The sequence below is a fragment of the Comamonas sp. A7-5 genome (assembly GCF_039581385.1).
Lineage (GTDB): Bacteria > Pseudomonadota > Gammaproteobacteria > Burkholderiales > Burkholderiaceae_C > Comamonas > Comamonas thiooxydans.
The window spans coordinates 1-12,125 of record NZ_JBCPWO010000019.1 but is presented as its reverse complement, the minus strand read 5'-3'; the positions used below and the strand labels follow the sequence as shown (position 1 = coordinate 12,125).

At 61.2% G+C, this 12,125-nt stretch carries 10 protein-coding genes; 2 read left to right on the top strand and 8 right to left on the bottom strand.

Features of this window, described 5'->3' with window-relative positions:
* Positions 1-76: 76 nt before the first annotated feature.
* From ispC to rpsB, 7 genes are all read right to left on the bottom strand, one after another.
* On the bottom strand, positions 77-1,255 hold the full coding sequence (gene ispC, locus AAIL67_RS22205) for a 1-deoxy-D-xylulose-5-phosphate reductoisomerase (RefSeq protein ID WP_034392692.1): 1,179 nt from the start codon (positions 1,253-1,255) through the stop codon (positions 77-79).
* Positions 1,252-2,109, bottom strand: a complete 858-nt coding sequence (locus tag AAIL67_RS22200; RefSeq protein ID WP_045840058.1) for a phosphatidate cytidylyltransferase — start codon at positions 2,107-2,109, stop codon at positions 1,252-1,254. Before AAIL67_RS22200 ends, ispC begins: the two co-directional genes overlap by 4 nt.
* A 14-nt stretch (positions 2,110-2,123) precedes the next feature.
* Complete coding sequence (uppS, locus tag AAIL67_RS22195; protein ID WP_343484937.1) at positions 2,124-2,861, bottom strand: polyprenyl diphosphate synthase; 738 nt, start codon at positions 2,859-2,861, stop codon at positions 2,124-2,126.
* Between the two features lie 23 nt (positions 2,862-2,884).
* The gene (gene frr / locus AAIL67_RS22190) at positions 2,885-3,445 is read right to left on the bottom strand and encodes a ribosome recycling factor (protein WP_003067379.1); all 561 of its coding nucleotides are present in this window, start codon (positions 3,443-3,445) and stop codon (positions 2,885-2,887) included.
* 37 nt (positions 3,446-3,482) lie between these two features.
* Positions 3,483-4,205 carry a UMP kinase gene (gene pyrH, locus AAIL67_RS22185; protein WP_003053409.1) on the bottom strand — a complete coding sequence of 241 codons (723 nt, stop codon included), beginning with the start codon at positions 4,203-4,205 and terminating at the stop codon, positions 3,483-3,485.
* 93 nt (positions 4,206-4,298) lie between these two features.
* Positions 4,299-5,192, bottom strand: coding sequence for a translation elongation factor Ts (tsf, locus tag AAIL67_RS22180; RefSeq protein ID WP_003067381.1), 894 nt, complete (start codon positions 5,190-5,192; stop codon positions 4,299-4,301).
* A 108-nt stretch (positions 5,193-5,300) separates the two neighbouring features.
* Positions 5,301-6,053: a 30S ribosomal protein S2 gene (gene rpsB, locus AAIL67_RS22175; RefSeq protein ID WP_003067383.1), complete on the bottom strand. Its 753-nt coding sequence runs from the start codon at positions 6,051-6,053 to the stop codon at positions 5,301-5,303.
* Between the two features lie 227 nt (positions 6,054-6,280).
* Here rpsB and AAIL67_RS22170 point away from each other — a divergent pair, with 227 nt between their 5' ends.
* Positions 6,281-7,669, top strand: coding sequence for an amidase (locus AAIL67_RS22170; protein ID WP_343484935.1), 1,389 nt, complete (start codon positions 6,281-6,283; stop codon positions 7,667-7,669).
* 97 nt (positions 7,670-7,766) lie between these two features.
* Positions 7,767-9,362, top strand: a complete 1,596-nt coding sequence (locus AAIL67_RS22165; RefSeq protein WP_343484934.1) for an NAD(P)H-hydrate dehydratase — start codon at positions 7,767-7,769, stop codon at positions 9,360-9,362.
* 64 nt (positions 9,363-9,426) lie between these two features.
* On the opposite strand, the gene rnr is transcribed toward AAIL67_RS22165, so the two are convergent.
* Positions 9,427-12,060 carry a ribonuclease R gene (gene rnr / locus AAIL67_RS22160; RefSeq protein ID WP_343484933.1) on the bottom strand — a complete coding sequence of 878 codons (2,634 nt, stop codon included), beginning with the start codon at positions 12,058-12,060 and terminating at the stop codon, positions 9,427-9,429.
* Positions 12,061-12,125 lie beyond the last annotated feature (65 nt).

Here is a 12,125-nt window from a genome sequence, read left to right as displayed (position 1 = left end):
GCCAATCAATGCTTGGAGTGCGCAGCAGGCCGCAAGTTCAACCGCAAGCCCTCAAGCCACCAAACTCGACGCCAGATCAGCGCGCCCACTGCCTAGCTATGTCAGCCGCACGCTCGCGCGCTCGCTCATCGAGCGCCATCAACTCATCCAGACTGCCAACGACACCGGGTTGCACGGATTCCAGCGTCTGCAGATTGACGGCATGAATGCGGTCAAACGACAGGCGACGCTCCAGGAATGCGGCGACAGCCACTTCGTTCGCTGCGTTGAGCACCGTGGTCGTACCCTCGGGCGCGCGCAGCGCCTGCCAGGACAGATGCAGGCCCGGAAAGCGATGCGCATCCGCCTCCTCGAAGGTCAGCGCCGCCAGCTTGGCGAAATCCAGCACAGGTGCGCCGCTCTCGATGCGCTCGGGCCAGGCCAGACCACAGGCAATCGGCACACGCATATCGGGCGTTCCCAGCTGGGCGAGAACGGAAGCATCCTTGAACTGCACCATGGAATGCACGATCTGCTGGGGATGGATCACCACCTTGATTTTCTCGGGCGCCATATCGAACAGCCAGCGCGCCTCGATCACCTCCAGCGCCTTGTTCATCATGGTGGCCGAGTCCACCGAGATCTTGCGTCCCATGGAAAAATTGGGATGCGAGCAAGCCTGCTCGGGCGTGATTTCGGACAGTGTCGCCGGATCGCGCTGGCGGAACGGACCGCCCGATGCCGTCAACAGCAAGGAGTCAACGCGATCAGCCCAGGTGCTACTGTCTTCGGGCAGGCACTGGAAGATGGCCGAGTGCTCGCTGTCGATGGGCAGCAAGGTGGCACCATGGCGCTTGACCGTGTCCATGAACAGCGCGCCGCCCACCACCAGAGCCTCCTTGTTGGCCAGCAGCAGACGCTTGCCGGCCCTGGCGGCCGCCAGACAGGGCGCCAGACCGGCCGCTCCGACAATCGCCCCCATGACGGCATCCACATCAGGGTGCGACGCAATCACTTCAAGAGCATCCCGCTCCTGGAGAACCTGTGTCTGAAGCCCGTTTTGCTTGATTGCCTCAGCCAGTTGACGAGCATGAGGCGCACTGGCCATCACAGCGAACTGTGGCTTGAACTGCGCGCATTGCCTGAGCATCAGATCCACCTGCGTGGCTGCACTCAGCGCGAAGATTTCGTATTGTTCAGGGTGGCGCGCCACCACATCCAGGGTATTGGTTCCGATGGAACCGGTAGAACCCAGAACCGTGATTTTCTGCTTCATGGATGCACAAAGGATGAGAGCATCATCGCCAACGGCAGTGTGGGCAGGAGGGCATCAATGCGATCCAGGACACCACCATGGCCGGGCAGCAAGCCGCTGCTGTCCTTGACACCGACGCTGCGCTTGATGAGGGATTCGACCAGGTCGCCCACCACACTCATCGCAGCCATAAACACCGCAGCCAGCAGCAGGAACCAAAGTCCGCGCGACTGCAGCACCGAATAGAAACTGGGAACACCGGCGCCGTAGTGACGATCTGCCCAGCTCCAGACCAGAGCCAGCACAATCACCCCCAGCATGCCGCCCCAGACACCTTCCCAGCTCTTGCCGGGACTGATGGAAGGAGCAAGCTTGTTCCTGGTGAATTTCAGGCCGAAAGTGCGGCCTGCAAAATAGGCGAAGACATCAGCCACCCAGACCAGCACCAGCACCGACAGCAGGAAGTTGATGCCGATATTGCGCGCCTGCACCACGGCCAGCCAGGCCAGCCACAATGCCAGCACGCCGCCGACCAGACGAACGGCAGCCGGAATATGCGGCCAGCCCGCCACGCCAGCGCGCAGCAGCAAAACGCCCCCCAGCACCCAGAGGGAACCTGCAATCAGCCACACCGTGTGCAGAGGCTGATCCACCCAGCCGGCCCACCAGGAGCCGGCGCACAGCGCCGTACAGACAGCACCCAGGCCCAGTGAGCCTGCCTGTCCAAAACCATTGAGTCGCCCCCACTCCCAGGCACCAGCCGCCATGAACAACAGCATCAGTGCGGCAAAGGGCACGGTGCTGGCCGTATAAAACAGTGCCGGCAGCAAAATGGCCAGCAAAATCAAGGCGGTAATGACGCGCTGCTTGAGCATGGCACCTCTTATGGTTAAACCGTCAAGGTGACGGTGGATGATGGTTGAATCTGCTCGGAAGTCTGGCCGAAGCGGCGCTCACGACCGCCAAACACGGCAATGGCCTCGTCAAGAGCCGCCTCATCGAAATCAGGCCACAGGGCATTGCTGAAAAAAAGCTCTGTATAAGCAGCCTGCCAGAGCAGGAAATTGCTGATGCGGGTCTCGCCACCGGTGCGGATCATGAGATCCGGATCCGGCACATGGGCCAAAGCCATGGCCCTGTCCAGATTATCGGGAGTCAACTCCAGCCCCTGGGCCACCAGCTTCTGTGCAGCCTGGGCTATATCCCAGCGGCCACCGTAGTTGAAGCAGACGTTGAGAACCAGACGCGTGTTATGAGCGGTGATGCGCTCGGCCTCTGCCAAGCCCTCCCGAACCTTGTCGCTCAGCCCCTGACGGTCGCCGACAAAGTACAGGCGCACGCCGTCGCGGCTGAGTTGAGCGACTTCCTTGGCCAGAGCATTGGCCAGCAGGCTCATGAGGCCCGAGACCTCTTCCTGAGGCCGGTTCCAGTTCTCGGAGGAAAACGCAAACACAGTGAGCACCTGCACGCCACGCTCGACGCAAGCGCGAGCGCAGCGGCGCAGGGACTCCACCCCCTGCTTGTGACCGGCAAGACGTGGAAGCAGACGGCGCTTGGCCCACCGCCCGTTACCGTCCATGATGACGGCGATATGGCGCGGAACCGCGCCGTTTTTCTTGGATGTCAAAAGTGCAAGTCCTTTGGAAAGACTCAGACCGCCATGATGTCCTGTTCCTTGGCCGCCACCAGCGTATCGACCTCGGCAATATGCTTGTCGGTGATCTTCTGGATTTCGGCTTCGGAGCGCTTCTGATCGTCTTCAGAGGCTTCCTTGTCCTTGACCAGCTTCTTCACGCCTTCATTGGCATCGCGACGCAGGTTGCGAACGGCAATCTTGGCGTTCTCGCCTTCGTTGCGCGCCAGCTTGGTCATTTCCTTGCGGCGCTCTTCGCTCATGGGAGGCATGGGCACGCGGATCAGGTCGCCCATGGAAGCGGGATTCAGGCCCAGATCGCTCTCGCGAATGGCCTTTTCCACCTTGGCGGCCATGTTCTTTTCCCAGGGCTGCACGCTGATGGTGCGGGAATCCAGCAAAGACACATTGGCCACCTGGGACAGAGGCACCATGGAGCCGTAGTACTCGACATGAATGGCATCCAGCAGCGCGGGATTCGCACGGCCGGTACGCACGCGAGCCAGATTGTTCTTCAGAGCCTCGATGGACTGACCCATCTTGGTTTCGGTGTTCTTTTTGATTTCAGCGATCGTCATGTTCTTGTTCCTTTGCGGGCATGTGGCGGCAAAACGCTCAAGCGTACACCAGAGTGCCTTCGTCTTCACCCATGACCACGCGCTTGAGTGCGCCGGGCTTGACGATGGAGAACACGCGAATCGGCAGCTTCTGGTCGCGGCACAGCGCGAAAGCCGTGGCATCCATGATGCCCAGATTGCGCGAGATGGCCTCATCGAAAGCCAGCTTGTCGTAGCGTGTGGCCGAAGGATCCTTGACCGGGTCAGCCGTGTACACGCCATCCACCTTGGTGGCCTTGAGCACGACTTCGGCGCCAATTTCAGCACCACGCAGCGCAGCGGCCGTGTCGGTGGTGAAGAAGGGATTGCCCGTACCGGCAGCGAACACCACGACCTTGCCCTCTTCCAGGTACTGCAGCGCCTTGGGGCGCACATAGGGCTCGACCACCTGCTCGATACCGATGGCCGACATCACGCGCGCCGTCAGGCCCTGCTTGTCCATGGCATCAGCCAGAGCCAGGGCATTCATCACCGTGGCCAGCATGCCCATATAGTCGGCAGTCGCACGGTCCATGCCGACCGAGCCGCCCGCCACGCCGCGGAAGATGTTGCCGCCGCCGATCACCACGGCAACCTGCACACCCACCTTGGTCACTTCCACGATCTCAGCCACCATGCGCTCGATGGTTGCACGGTTGATGCCGAACTGGTCATCTCCCATTAACGCCTCCCCCGACAGCTTGAGCAAGATGCGCTTGTGGGCTGGAATGGCGTTGGACATGGTGTTTCTCCGATGGAAGTTGAATGAGTATGAAAACGGGAGGGGAATAAATCAATCGCGGCTCTAGGCCGCGATTGTTGCTAAGGCTTAGGTTTAAGCACCAGCCTTGGCTGCTGCCACCTGGGCAGCCACTTCAGCGGCGAAGTCATCAGTCTTCTTCTCAATGCCTTCACCCACGACATACATCGTGAACGCCTTCACATTGGTGTTGGCAGCCTTGAGCATCTGAGCCACGGTTTGCTTGCCGTCAGCAGCCTTCACGAAGACCTGGTCGGCCAGGGACACTTCCTTCAGGTACTTCTGCACGGAGCCTTCCACCATCTTGGAAACGATGTCGGCAGGCTTGCCGGATTCGGCTGCCTTGCCTTCGGCCACAGCGCGTTCCTTGGCGATCAGGTCAGCAGGCACGTCAGCGGAAGTCAGAGCCACGGGCTTCATGGCGGCCACGTGCATTGCCACGTCCTTGGCAGCAGCAGCGTCGCCGTCGAACTCGACCACCACGCCAATGCGGGTGCCGTGCACGTAGGCAGCCAGGCCAGCGCCGCTGAAAGCCTTGAAGCGACGGAAGGACATGTTTTCGCCGATCTTGCCGATCAGACCCTTGCGCACGTCTTCCAGAGTGGGGCCGTAGCCGTCTTGTTCGTAGGCCAGAGCGCCCAGAGCGTCCAGGTCAGCGGGATTATGCTCGGCGACCAGCTTGGCAGCGGCATTGGCCATGGCCAGGAAGCTGTCGTTCTTGGACACGAAGTCGGTTTCGCTGTTCACTTCGATCAGGCCGCCCTTGCCGCCGTCGATGAAAGCAGCCACAACGCCTTCAGCAGTCACGCGGGAAGCGGCCTTGCCAGCCTTGGTACCCAGCTTGACGCGCAGCAGCTCTTCAGCCTTGGCCATATCGCCATCAGCTTCGGTCAGAGCCTTCTTGCATTCCATCATGGGGGCGTCGGTCTTGGCGCGCAGTTCGGCGACCATGCTTGCAGTAATTGCCATCGTATTTCTCCAGTATCAGTTCGATTCGTTACAGGATTCCGGCTAAAAAAACGGGGCTACCTAGAGCCCCGCTTTTTCTCGCGATGCGGTCGCGCAGCCGGACTTCGCTTAGGCGGCGGATTCTTCCACTTCCACGAACTCGTCGCCGTTCTCACCGGCAGCGGCCTTCACCACGTCGTTCAGACGAGCTTCACGGCCTTCCAGGATTGCGTCGGCAATGCCTTGGGCGTACAGCTGCACAGCCTTGGCGGAGTCGTCGTTACCAGGGATCACGTAGTCGATGCCATCGGGGTTGTGGTTGGTGTCAACCACGCCGATCAGAGGAATGCCCAGCTTCTTGGCTTCAGCGATAGCGATCTTGTGGAAGCCCACGTCGATCACGAAAATGGCGTCGGGCAGACCGTTCATGTCCTGAATGCCGCCGATGTCCTTTTCCAGCTTTTCCAGTTCGCGAACGAACATCAGCTGTTCCTTCTTGGACATGGATTCCAGACCGGCTTCTTGCTGAGCCTTCATGTCCTTCAGACGCTTGATGGAGGTCTTGACAGTCTTGAAGTTGGTCAGCATGCCGCCCAGCCAGCGCTGGTCAACGAAGGGCACGCCAGCGCGCTTGGCTTCTTCAGCCACCAGCTCACGGGCTTGACGCTTTGTACCCACCATCAGGATGGTGCCGCCGTTAGCAGTCAGCTGCTTGGCGAACTTCTGGGCTTCCTGGAACATCGGCAGGGACTTTTCCAGGTTGATGATGTGGATCTTGTTGCGGGCACCGAAGATGAACGGAGCCATCTTGGGATTCCAGAAACGAGTTTGGTGACCGAAGTGGACGCCGGCTTCCAGCATCTCGCGCATTGTTACTGCCATGTTAATTACCTCAAAGGTTGGGTCTAAAATCCGGCCCAACGATTGCAGCCGCCTTGAAAAAAAGCGAGCGCAACACCTTGAATAGGCCGGTTTGCTATTTGCCTTGCCGACTTAAAAGCAATTGCTGCAACACACAAAAAGCCATCGCATCAACCACTTTCAGAGCTTTTCAAGTCAATCCTCACGGACTAACCCTTAGCAAAGCCGCAAAATTTTAGCACACTGCCATGCAACTCGACCTCAGTCACGTCGCTCTTGAGATCCGCGAAGGCCGCCAAAGCGCTGCAAACCTCATGCAAATGAGCATTGCTGCCGCGCAAAGCCCCTTGTGCGCCAACGTTTTCAGCCAGACTTTCTTTGACGAGGCACGCTGGGCTGCTGCAGAAACGCCACCCACTACACCCCTGGCTGGCCTGGCCATCTCGGTCAAGGATCTGTTCGACACACAAGGCGCGCGCAGTGCCGCCAGCTCCCTGGTGCTGCAGGATGCGCCCCTCGCCCGAGCAGACGCCACGGCCGTTGCCCGCCTGCGCGCGGCAGGCGCGGCCATCATTGGCCGCACCCATATGGTCGAGTTCGCTTTTTCCGGCGTTGGCGTGAACCCGCATTTCGGCACCCCCGCCGCGCTGGATGCCCGCCACCCCGCCAATCCTCAGCTGGCGCCCACATGGCCGGCCCGCATTCCGGGCGGCTCCTCGTCAGGAGCAGCTGTATCCGTCGCCAGCGGCGCCGCCTGGGCAGCACTGGGCTCGGACACCGGGGGCTCCATCCGCATTCCCGCTGCACTCAATGGACTAGTGGGCTTCAAAAGCACGGCCAGGCTGGTTCCCACCGAAGGAACCGTGCCACTCTCGCCCACACTGGACACTGCCTGCGCCATTACGCGTAGCGTGCGCGATGCCGTGCTGCTACACGAGATTCTGGCCGAGCGCAAAGTCACCAAGGACGAACGCAGCCTGAGCCAGTGGCGCCTGGCAGTGCCACGCCCCGTCTTCTTCGATCAGATCGAGCCCGCCGTGCGCAACGCCTTCGAACGCAGCATCGCCAAGCTGCAGGCCGGCGGCGCACAGATCGAGTGGATTGACCTGCCCGAGCTGGAGGAGCTGGGCGGCGTCAACATCATCGGGGGCTTCTCGCCCACCGAAAGCTATGCCTGGCACCGGCGCCATCTGCAGGACCCCGCCAAGGCCGCGCTCTACGACCCCCGAGTACGCTCGCGCATAGAGCGCGGCGCGAGCATGAGCGCTGCCGACTATCTGGATCTGCTGGCCGCGCGCAAGCGCTGGATTGCCAAGATGGAGAGTGCCATTGCCGGCTATGACGCCCTGCTCTCGCCCACCACGCCGATCACGGCACCCACGATTGCATCCGTCGCCCCGACCAACGGTTTCGACGCCGCAGCCGACGCCAAGCGTGACGAGGAATTTTTCCGCGTCAACGGCCTGCTGCTGCGCAATACCAGCGTGGTCAATATGCTGGACGGCTGCGCCCTGTCACTGCCGTGCCACAACCCGAACGAGCTCCCCATGGGCCTGATGATCTGGCATGCCGCCCTGCACGACGATGCCATCCTGAATATCAGCGCGGGCATCGAAGCCGTGCTCAATCGCGACTGACTTCAATTTCCGTAGCTATAACCGCTTATGGCTATTGAATTAAAAGGCAAAAATCATCAAAACCCACAAATGCGCAGCCGGAGGCTATCCTCGGGCCATGCTGCGCATTTCTCCCTCCGACACCCCGCCCGCCTCCATTTCCGCTGGTCAAGGCTGGCCGCTGTTCAGCACCGCCGCCACACGTCAGATTGAGAAGGCTTGCGCCGACCGCCTGCCGCCTCACAGGCTGATGGAACGCGCAGGCCTTGCCATCGCCAGGCTGGCAATGGCAATAGCCCCGCACGCGCAACGCATCTGGATTGCCTGCGGCCCTGGCAACAACGGCGGCGACGGCTTTGAGGCGGCAGCTCAGCTCAGGGCCATGCTGCCCCATGCGCGAATCATGGTCAGCGAAGTGCGCGCACCTGCCGAACTTCCGTCCGATGCACAGATTTCCCGGAACAAAGCCTTGCAGGCTGGCGTGCAGTGGCTCGATGACGCCCCCGTCGATCTGGGACCACAAGACCTGTGCGTTGATGCACTGCTGGGCATAGGACTGAGCCCGCGCACTTTTGGCAAGACCTCGGCTGCCGATCAGCGCCTGCTGCAGTTGCTGGCCCTGGTTCAGCATTGCACCTGCAACGTACTCTGTGTAGACGTTGTCTCAGGCCTCGATGCCGATACCGGTCAATATCTGAGGGAATTCGCACCCGGCCACATCTCCGCCGACCAACGACGCCACACGCTTGCCTTGCTGACCCTGCAGCCCGGCCTGTTCACCGGTCAGGGCCGCGATGCCTGCGGACAAATCTGGTGGGACGACCTGGGCTGCGGCATTGCCAGCGCTCCCGACGTACCGCACTCGCCCGCCCTAGTCGCTGCAGCACAGCCCACGGCATATCTGAGCAACCCAGGCCTTGCCTCCTCAAGAACACGCCCGCACGCCAGTCACAAAGGCAGCTTTGGCGATGTGGCCGTGCTCGGCGGCGAAGGCCTGGGCATGCGCGGCCTGTCGATGACGGGCGCTGCCTGGCTGGCGGCACTGGCGGCACTGCACGCTGGAGCCGGTCGCGTCATGCTGGCCTTGCTGGACGAGCAATCACCGCAAGGCACTTCGCCCTGGCCGGAAATCATGTTGCGCCAACCCGCCGCGCAGGACTGGAGCCAGGCCACCGTGGTCTGCGGCTGCGGTGGCGGCGAAGCCGTGCACGCCTGGTTGCCTCACATACTGGCACAAGCACCACAACTGGTGCTGGATGCCGACGCACTCAACGCCGTTGCGGCCAGCCCGGCACTGGCACAGCAGCTGAGCCAGCGCGCTGCACGCCAGCAGACCACGGTCTTGACCCCCCACCCGCTGGAGGCCGCGCGCCTGCTGCAGACCAGCACCGCTCAAGTACAAGCCAACCGCCTTCAAGCCTGCCTGCAGCTTGCCAGCAAATTTCAGTGCACGGCGCTGCTCAAGGGCTCGGGCACGGTTGTGGCCAATCCACAGCAGCAAGTCTGGATCAATGCCAGCGGCAATGCCCGCCTGGCCACGGGCGGCACGGGCGATGTGCTGGCCGGATTGATAGCAGCGCTATGGGCACAGGGTCAAAGTGCCGATATGGCAGCGACTCAGGCAGCCTTCCGCCATGGCCACATTGCAGATTGCTGGCCAGCAAACCTCCCATTCAGCGCCAGTGCACTGGCTCTGCGTCTGGGCAATCAATAAACTGCAAAAAACAAAGGCCTTGCCATTATCTGGCAAGGCCTTTCAGCTCTTGATAGGAGAGCAATCAGCGCTCGGTCTTGCGCTTGCTGGTTTTGCTTGCCGGTGCAGCCTTGGTACCTGCCGCAGGCTTGGCAGCAACCTTTACGGCTTTGGGAGCCGACTTCGCCACAGACTTCGTTGAGACCTTGGTTGCGGGCTTTGCGACCGATTTTGATTCGGGCTTGACCGCAGCCTTGGCAACAGAGATGGCCGGAGCATCAGGCGCAAGCAGAGCTGCAACCTTTTTCCTGCCTGCCGCCTTGCGAGGCTTGGCTTGCTGCACCGCAGTCACGGACTCCGTCACAGGCTCAGGCTTGGGCGCGGCGTGCTCTTGTGCGTACTCTGCCTCCAGTGCGGCCAGGTTCACGCTTTTCAGCATGGCCTTCTTGGCTGCCTTTCGGCCCTGCTTGGCGCGATCGGGCTCAGGTGCAGAAGCAGGCCCCGCAGCGGCATTGCGCTGCGCACGATTGGCCTTGGCATCGCGACGACTCCACTTGTCGGCATAGCCGCCCGCACTGCGTTCGTCACGTGACTCGCGACGGCCACGCCCCTCATCCTTGGCCTGGCCACGACCGCTGCGTGGTGTTTGTACCAAGCCATCCTCGCCATCACGAACCAGGCGGAAGTCGATGCGACGGCCGTCCAGATCCACGCGACTGACCTGCACCCGCACTCGTGCGCCGATGCCATAGCGAACACCCGAGCGCTCGCCACGCAACTCCTGCCGGGCTTCGTCGAAGCGGAAGTAGTCGCCGCCCAGCTCGGTGATATGCACCAGCCCTTCCACATACATGGCATCCAGCGTCACAAAGACTCCGAAGGTCGTGACCGAGGAAACCGTGCCCGCGAACTCCTCGCCCAGATGCTCGCGCATGTATTTGCACTTGAGCCAGGCCTCCACATCGCGACTGGCTTCATCGGCGCGGCGCTCGTTGGCGCTGCAGTGCAGGCCGGCAGCCTCCCATGCCTGGAATTCCTTGGCCGCCGAGCGCTTGCGCGGCTTTTGCCCCGGCTCGACCACACGCGAGGAGAGGCGCTTGGCCATCTTGGCTTCGGCTTCACCCGGCGTGGGCAGGCTGGGCAGCTTGTAGTGTGTGCCGTTCAGCTCAGCCTTGATCACGCGGTGCACCAGCAAGTCCGGATAACGACGAATCGGGCTGGTGAAGTGGGTATAGGCCTCAAAGGCCAGACCGAAGTGGCCCGAGCCTTCCGGCGTATAGAAAGCCTGCATCATGGAGCGCAGCAGCATGGTGTGAATCTGCTGCGAGTCAGGCCTGTCCTTGGTGGCATTGGCAATCTGCTGAAACTCCTTGGTCGAAGGGTTTTCGCTGATGCTCATGCTCACACCCATGGCCTTGAGGTAATTGCGCAGAATTTCCTGCTTTTCCAGCGAAGGCTTGTCGTGCACGCGGAACAGACCAAGCTGCCCGCTTTGGTCGATGAAATCTGCGCTGCAGACATTCGCCGCCAGCATGGCTTCTTCAATCAACTTGTGCGCATCATTGCGAGTGCGTGGCACGATTTTTTCGATGCGTCCGTTGTCGTCGCAGACGATTTGCGTCTCGGTCGTCTCAAAGTCCACGGCACCGCGCGCCTCGCGAGCCTTGAGCAGGGACTGGAAGACGCCATACAGATTCAGCAAATCCTGCACGCGCTCCTTGCGCTTGGCTGCTTCAGGGCCGCGCGTATTGGCCAGGATTGCAGCCACCTCGGTATAGGTGAAGCGCGCATGGCTATGCATTACTGCCGGGTAGAACTGATAGGCGTGAATCTCACCTTGCGCCGTGATCAGCATGTCGCAGACCATGCACAGCCGATCGACGTCGGGGTTCAAGGAGCACAGCCCGTTGCTGAGCTTTTCCGGCAGCATGGGAATCACTCGGCGCGGGAAATACACGCTGGTGGCGCGATCGTAAGCATCCACATCAATGGCGCTGCCTGTGGTCACATAGTGACTCACATCCGCAATCGCAACAAGCAGACGCCAGCCCTTGCTGCGCCCCACCTTGGCGGGCTCGCAATACACGGCATCGTCAAAGTCGCGCGCATCTTCGCCGTCAATGGTGACCAGAGGAATATCGGTCAGATCAATGCGGTGCTTGTAGTCTGCGGGTCGGACTTTTTCGGGCAGCGCCCTGGCTTGCTCGAGACAGGCGTCGGAGAAGATATGCGGCACGCCATACTTGCGCACCGCAATCTCGATTTCCATGCCTGGGTCATCCACCTCACCCAGCACTTCGGTAATGCGGCCCACAGGCTGACCAAACAAGGCCGGAGCCTCTGTCAGTTCCACCACCACCACCTGGCCCGGCTTGGCCGCGCCTGTGGCGTTGGAAGGAATCAGAACATCCTGACCGTAGCGCTTGTCTTCAGGGGCCACAAGCCACACACCGCTCTCCTGCAGAAAGCGGCCAATGATGGGCTGATCGGGACGCTCCACGATTTCCACCACACGGCCTTCGGGGCGACCGCGATGGTCATGACGGGCGATACGCACCTGGACCTTGTCCTTGTGCAGCACCGCTCGCATTTCATTGGGGGGAAGGTAGATGTCACGCTCACCATCGTCACGGACGACAAAGCCGTGTCCGTCGCGGTGGCCCTGCACAGTGCCCAAAATTTCTTCGTTCATATCGGCAACTTTTGCGCGAGGGTTCATTTTCTTGATATACAATCTATGTCTTTCCTGAGATGCCCAGGTGGCGGAATTGGTAGACGCACTAG